Origin of the sequence: Rugamonas rivuli, from assembly GCF_009380165.1 — a bacterium.
Lineage (GTDB): Bacteria > Pseudomonadota > Gammaproteobacteria > Burkholderiales > Burkholderiaceae_D > Rugamonas > Rugamonas rivuli.
On sequence record NZ_WHUF01000001.1, the window covers coordinates 615,338 to 632,632 of the forward strand.

The 17,295-nt window shown below is 66.0% G+C and carries 10 protein-coding genes; 1 reads left to right on the plus strand and 9 read right to left on the minus strand.

Annotated features, from left to right (window positions below):
- Positions 1–89: 89 nt before the first annotated feature.
- Positions 90–1,271 (plus strand): FAD-dependent oxidoreductase, encoded by a 1,182-nt coding sequence (locus tag GEV01_RS02700; protein ID WP_152801444.1) that lies wholly within the window; start codon positions 90–92, stop codon positions 1,269–1,271.
- A 31-nt stretch (positions 1,272–1,302) separates the two neighbouring features.
- Here GEV01_RS02700 and GEV01_RS02705 read toward each other — a convergent pair whose 3' ends face one another.
- The 9 genes from GEV01_RS02705 to GEV01_RS02745 all read right to left on the minus strand — a co-directional run bounded on the left by GEV01_RS02705 (position 1,303) and on the right by GEV01_RS02745 (position 16,977).
- Positions 1,303–3,111 carry a M61 family metallopeptidase gene (locus GEV01_RS02705; protein ID WP_152801446.1) on the minus strand — a complete coding sequence of 603 codons (1,809 nt, stop codon included), beginning with the start codon at positions 3,109–3,111 and terminating at the stop codon, positions 1,303–1,305.
- A 13-nt stretch (positions 3,112–3,124) separates the two neighbouring features.
- Complete coding sequence (locus GEV01_RS02710; protein ID WP_152801448.1) at positions 3,125–4,816, minus strand: flavin monoamine oxidase family protein; 1,692 nt, start codon at positions 4,814–4,816, stop codon at positions 3,125–3,127.
- Positions 4,817–4,834: 18 nt separating this feature from the next.
- Positions 4,835–6,943, minus strand: coding sequence for a thiamine pyrophosphate-binding protein (locus tag GEV01_RS02715; RefSeq protein ID WP_152801450.1), 2,109 nt, complete (start codon positions 6,941–6,943; stop codon positions 4,835–4,837).
- Positions 6,944–6,987: 44 nt separating this feature from the next.
- Positions 6,988–8,982 (minus strand): lipoxygenase family protein, encoded by a 1,995-nt coding sequence (locus GEV01_RS02720; RefSeq protein ID WP_152801452.1) that lies wholly within the window; start codon positions 8,980–8,982, stop codon positions 6,988–6,990.
- 42 nt (positions 8,983–9,024) lie between these two features.
- On the minus strand, positions 9,025–10,740 hold the full coding sequence (locus GEV01_RS02725; RefSeq protein WP_175022881.1) for a flavin monoamine oxidase family protein: 1,716 nt from the start codon (positions 10,738–10,740) through the stop codon (positions 9,025–9,027).
- 181 nt (positions 10,741–10,921) lie between these two features.
- Positions 10,922–12,475, minus strand: coding sequence for a hypothetical protein (locus GEV01_RS02730; RefSeq protein ID WP_152801456.1), 1,554 nt, complete (start codon positions 12,473–12,475; stop codon positions 10,922–10,924).
- Positions 12,476–12,735: 260 nt separating this feature from the next.
- Positions 12,736–13,455 carry an aspartate/glutamate racemase family protein gene (locus tag GEV01_RS02735; protein WP_152801458.1) on the minus strand — a complete coding sequence of 240 codons (720 nt, stop codon included), beginning with the start codon at positions 13,453–13,455 and terminating at the stop codon, positions 12,736–12,738.
- Positions 13,452–14,657 carry a DUF917 domain-containing protein gene (locus GEV01_RS02740; RefSeq protein ID WP_152801460.1) on the minus strand — a complete coding sequence of 402 codons (1,206 nt, stop codon included), beginning with the start codon at positions 14,655–14,657 and terminating at the stop codon, positions 13,452–13,454. The genes GEV01_RS02735 and GEV01_RS02740 overlap by 4 nt, the downstream gene beginning before the upstream one ends.
- A complete protein-coding gene (locus tag GEV01_RS02745; protein WP_152801462.1) occupies positions 14,647–16,977 on the minus strand; it encodes a sigma-54-dependent transcriptional regulator in 2,331 nt (776 codons plus the stop codon). The genes GEV01_RS02740 and GEV01_RS02745 overlap by 11 nt, the downstream gene beginning before the upstream one ends.
- Between the last annotated feature and the right edge of the window lie 318 nt (positions 16,978–17,295).

Genomic DNA, 17,295 nt, shown 5'->3' on the forward strand with positions numbered 1-17,295 from the left:
TCATTATTTATAGACCAAACAACGTTATCACTGCATGGCCCGATTGTCCAATACTGACGACTGTCAAAACAGGAAAGGACATATCAATCATGCAGAAGAATACGTTTCATGTCGCGATCATCGGCGGTGGGCTGGGCGGCTTGTGCCTGGCGCAGGGCCTGAAGCAGCAAGGCATTCCGTTCGATGTGTTTGAACGCGATTCGGCCTTGGACAGCCGCTCGCAAGGCTTCCGCATCCGTATCAATGCGGATGGACAGGCGGCGCTGCGGCATTGCCTGCCGCCGCAGCTGTTTGAATTGTTCACGGCCACTTGCGCCGATGACCTGCCCAACGTTCATGCGCTCGATACTCAGCTGAACAGCGCCAACCAGTGGATCGAAGCCTGGCAGGACGGCGAGCACAAAGAGGAGCGCGCAGAGCTCAAGGTGCACCGCCAGACCCTGCGCGAGGTGCTGATGTGCGGTATCGCCGACCGTGTGCACTTCAACAAGGAGCTGCGTGAAGTGCGGCAGCACGACGATAACGAGGTGGCTTTCGATTTTGCGGACGGCAGCAGCTACCGGAGCAACCTGCTGGTCGGCGCCGATGGCGGCAGCTCGCGCATGGCGGCGCAATGCTTCCCGGAGGCGCAGGGCCGCGATACCGGCGCGGTATGCATCTACGGCAAAGTGCCGTTCGATGCCGGCGGCCACCACCAGATCGCACCAGTGCTGTACGGCGGCACCACGGTGATTTTCGCTACCGGGCTGGCGGTCGTGATCGATGCGATGCGGTTCTCGCTGGCCGCCGGCGTTGCGGAGTACGGCCTCACGCCCGCCAGGAACTATCTGTACTGGGCCATGATCGGCATGCGCGAGCGACTCGGCCTGGCTGCCGGTGCGAGCCTGCCCGCCACCGATGCGCACATCCGCCAGTGCATCGCCGATGTCAGCGCCGATTGGGCGCCGGGACTGCGTGCCTTGTTTGCCGCGACGCCCGCCGGCATGAGCGCGATGCTGCCGGTGCGCCAGGCCCCGCCGCCGCAGGTCTGGCTGCAGGACAGGGTGACGCTGCTTGGCGACGCAGCGCATGTGATGAGTCCAGCCAGCGGCCTGGGTTGCAATACCGCGCTGCTGGATGCGGACCTGCTGGTTCGGCAGCTATCGATGGCCGCCACCGGTGCCTGCACGCTGGACCACGCCATCGCCCGCTACGAGCAGGGCATGCGCGAACATGCGGGAGAGGCGCTGCGTTCGTCGGAACGCAGCGGCGTACAACTCTACGGCGGCTAATCCAGCGCGCAGCAGCTGCGCAACGACGCTGCTACAAGACCGTTTCGATACCGTGGAAGTTCTCGTAGAAATCGGTAGCGAAACGCTGGCCCGGCGCCGGTTCGAAATGGCTTTCCAGCCAGGTGCCGATGCGGGCGGCCTGCGCCGCGTCGCCTTCCCATACCAGGTTGCCGATCTTGCGTTGCGGCGCCGGCACCACCGTGAACGACAGCTGCCGGTGGCCGCGCCGCACCTCCAGCGTCACCGGCTCCGTATGGCCGGCGGCCCAGGACAAAGCCGCCTGCGTGTACGGGAAGCCATTGACGGCGATGATGACATCGCCCGCCGCCAGTCCGCTGGCGCCCGCCGGCGTGTCGTCCAACACGTTGTAGATGGCCGGCGCGTTCTGGTTCAGGAACATGATGCCCAGCTGCCGCACCGTGGTGTGCTGCAGGGTGAACCCCAGCTGCGGGAGCAGCGTATCCGTCGTCAAGCCCGCCGGATGGCAGACCGCCGCCTCGATCAACTTGCCCAGGCCATCGCGCTGGCCATTGAAGTAGCTGATCACGTCGGCGTTGGTGTAGCCCTCGTATTGCGGGCCTCCGCTGAGGTACTCGTCGAAGAAGCCGCGGAAGGTGCTGTCCAGCGTCTGCTGGCGTGGCCCCAGGCGCAGCGTGGCGTCGATGTCGAAGGCGATCAGCATGCCCTTGTCGTAGTAGTCGATGCAGCTTGCGGTCCGACCCGGGAATTTCGGGCTGTGATTGAGGTAGGTCGCCAGCGACGAATCCGCAGCGCTCACGCGCTCATACGCCGGCACGGCGCGCAGGTGTTCCAGATAGCCGACCACGCAGCTGAAGAACTGCTCGGGGCTGTAGACGCCGGCCCTGGCGCAGGACAGGAACTCGTAGTAGCGCGTAAAGCCTTCGGCCATCCACAGCCCTTCGCTGAAGCTGCCGCAGGTCAGCGCATGCTCCAGCTGCATGAGGGGAGCAGGGCGCAGGCGCCGCACATTCCAGGCGTGGAACAGCTCATGGGCGCAGACGCGCACGCCGATGGCATTCTGGTCCGGGTCGACGAAGACGTCCGGCCCCAGCCCGCACATGGTGCTGGTCAGGTGCTCCAGTCCCCACTCGTTGTCCGGATTGAGGCTCAGCACAAAGGTGTAGTCCTCGAAGGGGAAGCCGCCAAACATGCGCCCGAAACCCGCCGACACCTTGGCGACCCGGTCAACGAAGGCATCTACGCTTTCCTCCATGCCGACACCGCCGTCGACAAAGGCAAAGTAGAACGGCGTGCCCTGGACGTTGCGCTCCAACAGGCGATAGCGGCCCATCACCACCGGCGTGTCGAGCAGGATTTCGTAGCTGGGATAGCGCCAGCTGTGGGCGTCCAGCTGCACCGCGCCGGATGGATGGTGGATCGTCCCTAGCCAGGCCTGGGGAAGCTCGTAACTGACGGTGCAGGTGCCGGTGTGGTTGGCGTTGTGCAGATAGCGCGCGCCCATCAGCACCGCGTAGTCGCTATCGAGGATGCCGGACTGCTCGCCGATTTCAGGCGCATAGGCCGTGGCGCGGTAGCTGACGCTGACGTCGCCCTCGCAGCCGTCGACCACGAAGGCTTGCCAGCCGTCGCGCCGTACGGCCAGCGGCTTGCCGCTGGCGGTGTCGTGGGCCCGCAGTTCGAACAGGTCGCGCGCCAGCGGCGCGAAGCTGTAGTCGCCCGGCACCCAGGTGGGGATTTCCAGGCGCATGGCGCCGTGGGCGAAGTCGCCGTTCAGGCGCATATGCACCGTGAGCTCATGGCGTTCGGGGTGGACGGCGACCTGGTAGTGCACGTTCGGTGGTGTGATTTGCTTAACCATGATGGATTCCCGATCAAAGTATGGTGGGCGGTATCGCCGTGAACATCAGCGGCTGGGCTTTGGCGGCGGGCGTCGGCTCGATCTCCAGCGCCACGCGGATGCCGGATTCGATTGCGCCTTCGATCCAGGCGTGGCGCAGCGTGGTCCAGTCGCCGGCAAAATGCAGATTGCCGACCGGTGGCGCGACATCGGCTTGCAGCTCGCTGAGCTGGCCGGGCGCGAACATCGCCGCTTCGCCCATCGCCAGCGGGCTTTCGTCCCAGTTGACGGAGTGGCCGGCGATGAAGTGCTTGCGCACGTAGTCGCCGTGCACCTGCGCCACGCCGTCCAGCGCGAACTGGATGCGCTGGGCGTTGTTGAGCGAACCCCAGCCGCGCGCCTCGGTTTCCCAGGTGTAGCTGGCCAACAGCACGCCGGCCGCTTCGCCGAAACCGTGGCTGGGGTAGTAGATGGTGCGGTTGGCCAGGTCGGTCAGCGAGCCGCCGCCCCAGATGTTGTCGCGGGTTTCCCAGAAGCGCTCGTCAAAGCTCATCAGGACTTTGGAGGCGGAGTCGTAGTACAGCTCACGTATCATCTTGCGCTTGCTATGCGGCAGCATGGGGCTGAAGTCCACCGTGCGCAGACAGGGCGTGGGCACGGTCAGGATCACGTGGTCGGCGCTGATGCGCGCGGGTTGCCCCGACACGGCCAGCTCCGCGCCCAGCGTCATCGTGCCGTCCCATTTGGCGTCGTAGGGTTGGAAGGCCAGGTGCGCGCGCTCGCCGCTGTCGGACCATTCCACGCCTTTCAGCCACTGGTTGAAGCACACCTGCACGCCGGCGGCCTTGAGCGGCGCTATCCAGGCGCGCACCAGATTGTCGGTGCCGTTGGTGATCTCCCAGTACATATTGTCGGAGTTAATCAGCGACATTTCGATCAGGTTCTGCACGAAGGACAGCGCGCGCCGGCTTTCCAGGTTCTGCATCACTTCGACGAACTCCACGCCCTCCGTCGACAGCAGCGAGTACTTGCGCAGGAAGCCGTTGATCGAATAGCTGTCGTAGCGGGCGATCGCTTCCGGCCAGTTGTCGCGCGGCGCGGCGTTGACGAAGTCCTTGACGAAGTCGGTCACGCTGGCCAGCAGCGCGGGGCCGTTCATGCGCTGCTGCGCTTCCGGCAGGTTGGTCAGGTCGTAGCCCAGCGCCTTGGCCGGATATTCCTGGTGCAGGTAGTCGCCGGTGCGCAGCTTGATGCCGTTCACATAGGTCCACGACTGGTAGGCCTTGGCCGGCGGCGTGGCGATGGCGCTGCCGCACAACACCGCGTGCTGGTCCTGCGGCTTGATGGTGTCGCGCTGCACGTCCACCTGGTAGAAGAAGTTGACCGGCACCGAGTACTTGCAGATGTAGGTGCGCAGCAGATGGTGGATCTGCAGCGGCAACCGCATCGGCCCGGCCTCGCCGTACAGATCCTGGCGGCCGAAGTAGCGTTCGCCCCTCAGCGTCAGGATGCGGCCGCCGATGCGGCTGTCGCCTTCGAAGATCGTCACTTCGTGGCCGGCTTCCGCCAGCAGCTGCGCCGACACCAGGCCGGCCATGCCGGCGCCGACGATGGCGATTTTCTTCGGCTGTTTGGTCTTGGGCAGGCCGTTCTTGATGATGGCCAGGTATTCGATAATGACAGGATCGTCCTGCTCCGCCAGCAGGTCCTGGATGCTCTTGCTCATGGATGGCGTCCTTTCAGTTCAAACGATGGCGTGTGGAGAGTCGGGGGCGTCGCCACCGAGTTTCCAGCGCGTGTTGCTGGGCAGGTCTTTGCAGACGTTGCGCACCGCCACCAGCGTGAACGTGGAGCGCGGCGCCGGCTGCGTGCCGTCGTCGAAGGTGCAGCAGCCGGTGGCGCATGCGCCGCCCGCTTGCGGCGGCGGAGGCGAGCCGGCCTTGATCTTGCCGATCACTTCCGCCAGTTCGGCGTTGCTGGTCACTTCGTAGCCGACGCCGCCGAAGCCCTTGGCCAGGGCCACCCAGTCCCACAGCGCGGTCTGCGGCACCCGCGTCAATGCCGCGAAGGCCGGCGCCTGCGGGCTGCTGCTGAAGGCTTGGGGGTTGATCAGGAATTGCTCGATCGCGAACACACCGTTGGCCATCACGAACACCACATTGTCGAGCCCCATTTCGGCCAGCGTGCCGATGGCGTTGCAGCTTTCGGCAAAGGCGCCGTCGCCGGAGACGGAAATCACGCGGCGCTTGCTGCCGTTGGCCTGCAGCGCCAGCTTGACGCCGCAGCTGGCAGCCGGCGAGTAGCCGATCGCCCCCCACGCCAGCTGGGCGATATAGCCGTTCTGCGGCGACTTGATGTTGTTCAGGTTGTAGAAGGTCAGGCCGGTGTCGGCCAGCACGACCGGAGCTTCGCCGTTCTCGTCGTTGCCGAAGGTGTTCAGATAGCCATGGTGCAGCAGCGATTTGAAGCTGTCCCAGGTGATCTGGGCGTCGGGCGCGTAGGTGGACGGCACGGGAATATCCCACACCGGGCCTTCGATGCCGGGGAAGGGCGCGGCCGGCAGCTTGCCCTGGGCCTGCTGGAGCGCTTGCTGGATCGGCAGCAGCGATGGGTAGGCGGCGCACAGCCGCTGCATGGTCGCGCCGCCGGGATTGGCGATGACGTCGTTGAGCGCGAGAATGAAGGAGCCGAGGGCAACGTCACCCCAGTACAGGCCGCCCGCCTGGCCGCCATGCAGGCGTGCCGCGCCCATGCGCACTTCGATGGCCGCGCTCATCGGCAACTTGGGCGGCATGGCCGGGTCGTAGTCGGTGTTGGCCAGGCCGGAGAAGTTGAAGTCGGTCTCCTGCACGCCCAGGCTGAGGATCAGGTCGGCGCCGCGCACCAGGTTCTGCACATTGGCCTGGGAATTCTTGCCGTTGTAGGTGCCGGCGAAGTAGGGCGCGTCGTATTCGCTGAGGATGCCTTTGCCCAGCAGGCTGGACAGATATGGCGCCTGCAGCGTCTTGAGCAGGTCGGCAAATGCGGTCTGCTGGCCGAAGCGGGCGATTTCCACGCCGCCCAGCACCACCAGCCGCTTGGCCTTCAGCAGCACAGGCAGGGTCGCGGCGACGGCTTCGTCCAGCGATATCTGCGGCAGCGGCACGGGCGACTTGAGCAGCTTGGGACGCGTCGCCACGGAGGGCACCGGCAGCAATTCCATCTGGTTGCCGATCTCGATGTAGACCGGCTTGGAGTCGGTGATGCAGGCGGTCAGGGCGGCATCGATCAGGTCGGGAGCATAGGCGGGATTGTCGATGCGCACGGCCATGCGCGTGACTTCGCGCAGCACGCGCAGGTCGGTGAAGGCGCCGTCGAACATGTGATGCCACAGCACCCCCTGGTCGCGCTGCGAGTTGAACTGGGCGGCCGACGGCGAACCGTTGATCAGCACCATGGACACGTTTTCGACGAAGGCGCCGGCCACCGCCTGCACGGCGTTCAGCGCGCCGACGCCGTAGGTGGTGGCGACGCAGCCCACCGAGCCGGGCGTGGCGCGGCCGCAGCCGTCGGCGGCGTAGGTGGCGCACATTTCATTGTTCGGGTGGACCCGGATCAGGCCGGCATTGCCTTCGGTGTCCAGGGTTTCCACCCATTCGCTGATGTAGTCGCCGGGTATGGCCATGACATGGCGCACGCCGATTTCGGCGAGCCGCTTGTTCAGGTAGGTGGCGACGGTTTCACCGGCGCCGGCCGCCTGCACGCGCAGCAGGCTGGCGCCGGCGGCGTCCGCCTGCTTGGCATCGACCACGGTTTCGGGGGCGCCAAACTGGCGGCGGTATTGTTTATGCGACAGTAGATAATTGAGCGGCATGGCGTATCCTCGATGGTCGATGGTCGATGTTGGGATGAGAGCGGTCAGATCTGGATGGCGTTGGTGGTCGCCGCGTTCAGGTACTGCGGCGACTGCCAGGAGACCAGCTCCGCGCTCAGGTAGTAGTAGGCCAGGCTGTTAGGCACCGGCAAGGCGCCATGCCAGGACGCGATGCGGGCCTGCTGGTTGGCGCTGATCGCGGCCGCCACCGACGAGCCGCCTTCCCAGACCACATTCCAGAACGCGCTCACCGCCGCCTGCTGCGCCGAGCCGGCCGCGTAGGGATAGACGGCCTGCATGGCGGCTGGGCTGCCGGAGTCGACGCCCAGCGTTTCCGAGACCGTGGAGGTGCCGCCCATCACGAAGGAGATCTGCGGCTGGATCACATTGGCCAGCGCCGCCGGCGATTGCGGGTCCGGCAGCGAATCCAGCACCGTCTGGGACGACACGGCGGCGGCATTGGCGGGCGGCGCGGCCTGCATGGCGAATGCGCCGTTGGGCGTGAAGCCCCAGCCGTTGAACATATTGTTGTTGACTGACGTATGCTGCACCGAGCAGGTGAACAGCAGGTTGCTGAACACGCTGGTCAGGTAAGCCTTGGTCGGCGTCCAGGTGAAACGGGCCGTGCCGTCGTGGTTGAAGGCGCCTTGCACGGTGCGCATCCACGAGTTCAGGCCGGAGTCGGCCGCGACCGCGTCGTCGCTGGCATAGCCGGCGGCGACGATGGCGGCGACGAAGCCGTTCAGCGCCGTCCACCAGCGCTGGCCGTCGTCGCGGTAAGGGAAGGCAACCTTGGTGATGGCGCCGGCGTTCAGGCCGCGGCTATCCATCTGCGCCGGGAAGGCGTTCTGGTCGAAGCGGTAGTTCTGGTACAGGCTGTTGATGACCTGGTACAGGCCGACCCGGCCGGTCGGCAGCACGTTGTCGCAGAAGCCGCCTTTTTGATAGATGCCTTTACCCTGCGTGCCCGGCATGTTGATCACGCCGCTGTTGACGTTGAACGATTTTTCCAGGAAGGGCTTGGCCAGGATCACCAGCGGATGTTCGGCGGCCAGCGCGCCGGTCTGGATCTGGTTGAGCGCGGCGGTGCCGAACAACATGTCGATGGTGTGGGTGTTGAACAGGTGCGAGCCGCTGAACCACCATTGCTGGTCGGCCGAACCTACCCAGAGTTTGGCCAGCAGCCAGGCGTCGCCCTTGGTGTCGGCCGGATCGGTCGGCGTGAAGATGTAGGCGCCGGGGTCGGTGGCGGAGATCTGTATCGCTTGCGGCATCAGCGTGTTGTCGCTGCCGATGGTGAAGAAGCACAGCGGCGCGGCCAGGTGGCGGCCCTTGACCACCAGTTGCCCGGTGACGGCGGCGCCCAGCACCGGCCGGTAGTCGCAGACGAACAGGCAGCCGTCGCGCTGGGCGTTGATCAGCGTCGTCTGCAGGCCGGCCAGCGCGGCGCCGTTGCCGGCCTTGGCGATCCAGGCGGCGATGTCGTAGTTGGAGGAGTCGGCCAGCTTGATGACGTTGGGATTGGCGCCGCCCAGGCGTTGGCGGGCCAGCTCGGCGTCGTCGGCGATCCAGTGCGTGGTCAGCGCGGTGATCTGCGCCGGACTGAAGATGCTGGTGTCGCCGGTCCACATGCCCTGGGTGTAGCGCTGGGCGATGATCTGGGCGGTGCTGGGGCCGGTGTACTTCTGGCCGGGCACGTTCTTGCTGATGTAGTCCATCGCGGCCACCCGCTGTGTCTCGCGAACTCCGGCGGCCTGGGCGTCCTCCGCTGTACGTTGCCAGTCCGCAGGGATGGTGGCGATGTCGTTCAGCCATGGCGGCAACACGCCGGCGAAGGTGCCGGCTACCGGGTATTCGCTGGTATCGTAGTTCAGGTCGGTCGCGGTCAGGCCGCTGAAGACAAATTGTGGCGCCGACACGTCGCTGGCGCGCGCCAGGGCTGCCGGCGCGCTGGCGGTTTGCTGGTGGCTGTGGACCGGGCCGCGCAGGCCGGCGGTGTAGGCGGCGACGCCGCCGTAGGATTTGTCGTGATGGTTCATGGCATGCTCCTGTTCAAGGTGGGAAGGAAAGATGTGACGGGATCAGGCCTGGGCCTGGTCGAAAAAGACGTCGCGGGCCAGCGCTTCGAGCCCGGCGTCGCCGAAATACGGAATCATGGTCGGCAGGATCAGGCCGCCACCCAGCGCATCGCGCAGGCGCGTCATCATGGCGCGGTCCATCAAGCCTTCCTGCACCAGCACTTCCCAGACGCAGCGGAAGGCCGAGTCGTAGGCGCCGGCGATCCAGTAGTGCACCATGTCGAGATGCTCGCCGGCGAAGTGGACGCCGCCCTGCGGTTCGCGCGCGGCCAGGAATTTGCGCGTGAACTGGCCGGGGCCGAAGAACTCGAAGCCGCCGCCGGCCAGCGGTTCCTGGTTCCAGGCGACCGCCGCGCCGTGGCCCAGGTACTGCTCGCGCGCGACTTCGCCGTGCAGCGTGACCAGGTGGCGCAGGCAGGCGTCGAACATCTGCTGCTCGGTGAGGTGGGCGAATTTGTCGGCGTCGTTCTGCCAGCAGTAGCTGGCCAGCAGATAGGCAGGGCCAGGCTCGCCGATGCCGAACGACGGGTAGACCACGCTGCGCACCGGCAGGTCGGTGTTGCTCTGGCCGCCAGCCATGTGGGCGCTGTGGGGGCCGGCGCTTTCCCAGAAGCGGGTCTTGAAGCCGAGCGCGATCTTGACGGCGTTGGTCATCTTCAGCGTGCGGATGGCGTCGTATTTGGCGGGCGACCAGCTGGCCGGCGTGTCGACGAAGCGCAGCGCGCTGAACGGCAAGGTCATGACGACGTGGTCGAACTCCGCCTGTTGCGGCAGCGCGCCGTCGCCGCGCTGATAGTGCAGCACCGTGCGGCCGGCGCGGTCTTCGACGCGGAATATCTGCGCGCCCATCTGCACCCGCTCGGCCGGAATGCGCTTGACCATTTCCTGGGTGACGCGGTCGGTGCCGCCTTCCATCGCCGACCAGGTTTTTTCTTCGAAGGAGAAATTGTCGAGCAACATTTCGGTGAAGGCCAGGTCGTACACGCCGGTGTAGCTGAGCACGGTCTCCATGTAGTCGACGATGGTGGCCGGGTAGGGCCGTGTGCCGTCGCCGATTTCCTGCAGATAGCTGCGGCCGGAATAGGCATCGAAGCGCAGCATGCGGTCCCAGGCGGCGTCGATCTCGCCGGCTTCGAGCAGCTCCATGAAGGGCGCCAGCGCGGCCGTCAGCAGCGATTGGGCCGGCTTCAGGCGGCCCTGGCTGTCCTTGAAGTAGGCGTATTCATCGGCCTTGAAGAAATCGTCGAAGCCGAGCAGAGAATTATCTTCCGCGACGGCGTTGCGGGTGGCCGGCGGACGGCCGTTGAAGCACAGCAGGTTGCCGGCATCGGCGGCCGTGCTGTGGTCGTACAGGATGTAGGGAATCCGGGGAATGGTGCGGGCGCCCGGCACTTCGCCGCTGGTCTTGTTGAGGTAATCCCAGAAGTTGAACAGCCGGGTTTGCATCCAGGTGTGGGGGAAACGCATGGCGCCCATTTCCGCATACTGGTGCGGGCCATCGTTGAAGTAGTGGGTTTTCACGCGGCCGCCCATGCGCTCGCCCGACGCCTCGAACAGGTGGTAGCCGATGCCCAGGTGTTCCAGCAGCAGCGCGGTGTACATGCCGGACATGCCGCCGCCGACGATGCCCACGCGCAGCGGCCCGGACGGTTGCGCCAGCCTTGCGTTGGCGGCCACGCGTCGCTGCGGACCGGCCTGGTCGCGTTCCTGCTGTTTCATGTGCCTTTCCATGGCCTCGAACAACTGCCTTCTGTACCGGCCTTTGAGTTCCCGGGACTGAGCATCGAGGTCGCTTCCATTTTTTGCTGCGGGCATGGCACTCTCCAAGTCCCGGCCGTCGCCGGAATGGTCTATGTGACATCGTGCCGCCCGTCGGCGGCCGATGGCGGCGCCGTCGGAACTAGCCGGCGCCGGATTGAAAGGTCGTACCTTGCGCCAGCAAGGCCTTGCCGATCGGCCAGGGATAGACGCGCTGGCGCGATGCGGCCGAATGGAAGGCTTGCGCGCTGACGCCGCGCGCCTGGTTTTGCTGGCGCAGCAAGGCGTAGGCGGCCGCGCCGACCGCGTGGCTGGCGGCGCGGCCCGGCGAGGCCATCAGGCCGAAGCATTCGTTGTGCAGCGTTTCCATGGACAGGCCGGTGGTGCCGGCCGCCCAGGCGATGAAGTCGGTGTAGGTCATCTCGCCGTTGTGGACGCGGACGTCGCACAGCGCGCGCACGTAGCGGATCAGGCGGCGGATATAGGTTTCCAGCTGGGCGCACAGCACGCCCTCGGCCTGGGTTTCCGGGATGGCGCCGTACAGCGACAGGTAGGCCGCCTGCACCGGATCGGGCGCGGCGACGGCCAGCAACTGGCGGGCCGCATCCCAGTATTCGAATTCCAGGCAAAAGGCCATGCCTTCGCTCATCGGCACCGCCAGCGCCGTTTGCAGGCCCAGCAGCGGCGAAGCGGCCAGGCGGGGCGAGATGGCCAGCCGCTGGCTGCGCGAGGCGCCACGCGCCAGCGCGTTGATCATGGCGAACATCGACGTCTGCCGCGGCGCCGGCGGGCAGCGCCAGGTGTCGTCGCCGAACACCGCGCCGGTATCGCGGATGGCCAGGTAGCGGGCGCCGTAGTCGTCGCAGGCGCGCGTGACCCGCGCCATCCACGCGTGGCAGTCGACCGCGTAGTGCGTGTTGACGCGGCACCAGACCGCCTGCAGGCTGCCGGCGCCGGCGGCGAAGGGCAGGGCGGCGATCTTGCGGGCGACGTTCTGCGCCAGCGGCAGCTCCTGCTCCAGCCAGGCCTGGGCCAGGGCGGCGATCTCGCGCGGGCTTTCCTGCAGCTGATAGCAGGCTTGAAGGCAGGCCGGGAAGCCGGGCGCGCGCGCCGGTCCGGCGATGGCGTCCCAGGCGCTCAGCACCGGCCAGTACACGCTGAAGCTGTCGGAACCCAGGCCCTCGACATCGAACAGCATCTGGTATTCGCGCAGCGCGGCCAGGATGGCGTTGATGCGGCCGCTGAATTCCGGCCACGCCTGCTGCAGCCGCGCCAGCGCGGTCCGCAGCTGATGCGCCGCGTTCAGGCACTCGCGCCGCACCATCACATTGAAATCATGGCCCCACCAGCGCAGCGCTTCGAAGTTGACCAGCTCGTGCACCGCATCCAGATAATCGGCCAGGCAGGGCAATTGCGTGTCGCGTTCGAGGAAGACGCGGATCAGGCCGTCTGCGGCGGCGCGCACGCCGCCCATGCCGGCGCCGGACGGCCCGGCGCCGCTGGGATGCGGCAGGTCGAGTTGCGCTTGCAAGGAACTGAGCAACGCATCGGCGGTGGCGCGCAGGTGCACGTCGGCGACGGCCGGCAATTGCTGGCGCAGCGCGTGGATGCGGCAGCGCATTTCCTTGACGTTGTGGGCCGTGGGTTTGAACAGCGTCGACAGCGTGGGCAGGCATCCGCACAGGTAGGCGGCCACGGGGTTGATCTCGGACCACAGCGTGACGACGGCCGCGGTCGGATCTGTCTGTAGTGTGCTTTCCAGGATAACCTCGCTGTGAGAACCTCAGGATCCGGCCGCCGCCGGAGCGGCGACGTAACGGACACAGGAGGATCTACAGCAAGCGGCGTGCCATCGTCGGATGGCGCCGCGCCCAGAGGGAGCGCGGCTGCGCGGCGAAAACCGCGCGGACGGATTCGTCCATCGCAGGACGCGGAGGCGGACGAATCCGGGAAGGTCTAGCCGGCGTACTTGCTGTAGCTGGCCCGGCTTGGACGCAAGCCCATGCGCACCAGCGACACCAGGAAGCTGAAGCCGGCCTGGTTGGGATCGACCACCGGCACATACATGCCCACGGCCGCCTGCAAGCGCTTCGTGACCTCGGCGGCGACGCCGACGAAGCCGGTGCAGCCGAGCAGGATGGATTGCGCGCCATCCTGCTGCACGGCCAGCGTGGCTTGCTCCAGCGTCAGCTTGACCACCAGGTCCAGGTCGCTCAGCTTGTCGACCGGGATGTTGATCGAACGGATGGAGGCGAAGGACTCGCTCAAGCCATAGGCCGGCACGTGGCCGCGCTGCATCGCCAGCGTGCTTTCCAGGATGGTGATGATGGAGAAGCGCTCGCTGAGGGCGAGGGCGGTGAAGGCCGAGGTCGGGAAGCCGCCGATGATGGGAATGTCGATGGCTTCGCGCGCCGCTTCCACGCCGCACATGTCGAAGTCGCTGAGCCAGATGCCGTCGAAGCCATCCTGGGCGATCTGCCGCGCCGCCTCGACCACCGGATAGCCGTTGTGCAGCAGGTCGATGCGGCTTTCAATGCAGTTGTGGCCCGCCGACAGATTGCGCACCGTTACCGTGACATCGTCCGGTATCACCGGCTGCACCGCGTTCAGCAGCATCTGGTTGAACTGGTCGGTGTTGACCGGCGCGAGGATGCAGATGCGGTATTGTTTTTTCATTTGACACCTCCGTTGTCGAACAGCGGCAGATAGGGGCCAAGATAACCGAGCTTGCCCACTTGTTCCATGAAGCTATCCAGGATCAGGCCGCCCGGTATGCGCAATGGCGCGGCTGCGGCTATGCCGATCACGCTGACCGGACGTCCCTGGACTTGCGGGTTGAGCGTGCCGTCGGCCAGCAGCAGGTCGCCGTTGGAAAACACTTGCTGCCCTTCGCCTTCGACGAAATAGGCCAGACTGTCAGGCGCCATGCCGATAGGCTGGCCCTGCGCGCTGTTCCAGGCCAGCAGCGATTCGTTCTGGTACACCACCGTGCACAGGCCGTCGTCGCTTTCAATGCTGACCTTGCCGACGTCGAAGCCGCCCGTCGTGTCTTCCTTCACGGCGGTGATGCGGCCCGGTCCGAACAGCGAGCGCGCGCCCAGGCCGGCTTTCTCCTCCAGGTAATGCACCACCTCGGCCGCGGTGCCCAGCTCGCGCTGCTGCAGCAAGCGGCCCAGGCGCAGCGCGCGGCCCAGGGTGCCGCGTATCGGCAGGGCGCGCGCCAGTTCGCCGCTGTCCATGACCCACATGGACAGGCCGCCAAACTGCCCGAACTCCTGTTCGGCGACGATGGGTCGCACCATCTGTTCGATGATGGCCGCGACGTCCTGTTGATGCTGGCTGCAGCCGTTGACTTCGCCGCGCGGCGTGACGTTCAGTTCCACCTGCAAGCCTTCCTGGCTGACCAGCATGGTCGGCCGCGGATTGATGCCTTCGGCCGCGAAGGTCAGCATGGGCAGCGAGGGCACGGCGCGGCCTGCGCCGTCGGCGTCGATCACTTCCAGTCCGAAGTGCGCCGCCACCAGGCAGGCGACGACGAAGCCCAACGCTCCGCTTTCAGGCGGCACGATATACGCGAGTGTGCGGCCTTGTTTTTCCAGATGCTCCTTGATCATGGCGACCGCCTTGACGGGGCCGTCCGGATACCTGACCTGGTTGATGGCGACCGGCGCGCCCAGATAGGCCACCATGACGGCATCGCCCTTGCTCGCATCCGCCACATCGATGACGCGCACGCTCGCCGCCGGATAGTAGTCGCCCGCGATGAAGTTTTGCGCCAGGTGCCGCGCCGACGTGATGGTGCCGCCGCCGCCGCTGCCGAAGAAGCAGCCACCTTGCAGCAACGCCTCCAGATCGGATTGTTTCAGTTCAAATGCCATGCTGGACCTCCCCTACAGTTGGAACACTGAGATCCCGGGGCTTGAGTTGCTCCATCAGCTGCAATGCGCGCGTCAAGGCCGGGTACGGAACGACACGTTCTACATCCTGGATACTTTTTTCGAGCAGAGAGACGGCCTGGCGCCGGCGGCCGTCCTGGTACAGCAGTTCGGCCAGGTGGGTGGCGGCGCGGATGCGGCCGGGCACCGAGCCCAGCGCCTGCGCGGTCGACAGCGCGCTGCGCAGTCCATCCTCGGCGCCGTCCAGGTCGCCCAGCATTTGTTTCGCCAGGCCGCCCACGCACATCAGCTCGCTCAGGTAGGCGCGCTCGTGGTGGGATTGCGCGATCTCCAGCGCCTGCTCGATCAGCGCGGCGCTGTCGGCGGCGCGGCCTGCGGCCAGCAGCGCTTCGGCGCGCTTCCAGGCCTGGAAGGAGTGGAACAGCGCGCCGCCCTGTTCGACGAAATAGGCCGCATAGGCTACACGCATGCGCTGCTCGCCCGGCTCCGGATCGCCCAGCGCCGCCATGTGGCAGCCGCAGAAGATCTCGCCGACGCCACGGTAGAAGCCGAACTCGTGGTCGCGGGCCAGCTGCGCCAGTTCGCTTGCCATCGGCCCCAGCGCCTGCGTGTCCTCGAACAGGCAGGCCAGCCAGGCCGCGCCCTGCAAGGCGATGGCGCGGTCGAACATGCTGGCTTCCGGGTCGGTGCAGCGCTGCGCCAGCAGCTCCCGCATCCGCTGCGCCCGCGCCAGCGCGCCGGTCTGGAACGAGGCCAGGCCGGCGAAGGTCTGGGCCAGCGCCACCAGGTCGATGCCCTGGGCGCTGTGGCGTTCGGCCGGTTCGGCGTCGAGCAGCTTGCTGAGCGCCAGGCAGGCCAGCGCTTCCTCGCTGTCGCCCAGCCAGAACAGGGTGTTGGCCAGCGCGAACTGGGCTTCGGCGTGGATTGCCGGATGCGCCGTCGTGTGCGCCAGCTTGAGCATGTCCTGCGCGGTGGCGCGGGCCGAGAACAGCTGCATCATCATCAGCTGCACGCTCCAGATGCCGAACATCAGCGAGTTCAGTTCGATCGAATCGACCACGCCCTGGCCGGCCCGCAGCGCCGCCTCGTGCTCGGCCTGGGCCTGCGGACTGTGCCAGCCGTAGATGCCGCGATAGCACACGGCCAGCATGCGGTGCAGCTCGAAGCGCAGCTTGCGGGTGGGCAGGTGCTCGTTGCCGCCGTCGAGCAAGGTGAGGGCGCGGCGCAGGGTCGCCGCCGATTCGCGGAACTCGCCCCGTTCCAGCATGCGCCGGCCGGCGATCATGCATTCGTCGACGGCGGTACGGCTCTTCTCGCGCGCCAGCAGGCGCCGCTCGACCACCTTGCGGTTCACGCCGAGCATGGCGGCGGCGGCGGTCTTGCTGCCGCCGTTCAGGCTCAGCGCGCGGTCGATCAGCAGGCGTTCGACCAGCGCCATCTTGTCCGGCTCGTCCAGGCGCAGCACGGCGTCGATCAGCGCGTCGGACGGCAATGCCTGCTCGGCCGAGGGAGTAAGGAAAGATTCCAGGATGCCGAGGCTGATCTCGGTTTCATCGCTGAGTACGGCGATGCGGCTGACCAGGCTGCGCAGCTCGCGCACATTGCCGGGCCAGGGCTGGGCCTTGAGCCGCTCCAGCGCCTCGGCGCTGAAGCGCGGCGGCGTGCTCTCGCGCGCGGCGAAGTGGTGGACCAGGGCAGGGATGTCGTCGCGGCGCTGGTCCAGGCCGGGCACGTCGATGGAGAACACGGCCAGGCGGTAGTACAAGTCCTCGCGGAAGCGGCCGCTACGGACCAGGTCTTCCAGGTTGCGGTGGGTGGCCGCCACGATGCGGCCGGTGAACGGGCGCTGCTCCTGGCCGCCGACGGGGCGGAAGGTCCGTGTCTCCAGCACGCGCAGCAGCTTGGCCTGGAGCGACAGCGGGAACTCGCCTATCTCATCGAGAAACAGCGTGCCCTGCGCCGCCATCTCGAAATATCCCTGCCGCTCGGCGGCGGCGCCGGTGAAAGCGCCCCGGGTGTGGCCGAATAATTCGGACTCGACCAGCTGCTCGGGAATGGCGCCGCAATTGATGTCGATAAAGCGGCCATCGGCATCGCGACTTCCTTGTTGATGTACCAGCTGCGCAACGATTTCCTTGCCGGCGCCGGTGGGACCGGTGATGAGCAGTGTGTGGTCAGTCGGCGCGATGCGGGCCACCAGCCGCAGGATCTTTTGAAACGCGGGGGAATGGCCAACGGCACGCAGGGGAGGTTCGGCATGGAGTACTGCGGGCGAACGCCCATGCCCTAGGTACGCAGTCATGATGGTTGCATGATGAAATTGTTGGTTGAGGCGTCTGGAAGCTAAAAAAACGCATATCGATCCTTTGAATATTAGCTCAAAATAAATGTTTTTTGGGAAATAAATAAATGACAATAATCAAGGATTTTCGATGTAGATATCGATTCAATCAAGCTTGCGATTGAGTAGCCGCAAGCGCCATCCACGGGGTGTGTCATATTAACAACATGGTGACAATTCGAGAGCATTCCACGGATGTTGCTGATAGAAAATGATGATGCAAAACCATTTATTATGTTTATTAATTTATAAGCATATCCATAAAATAATAACATTCAA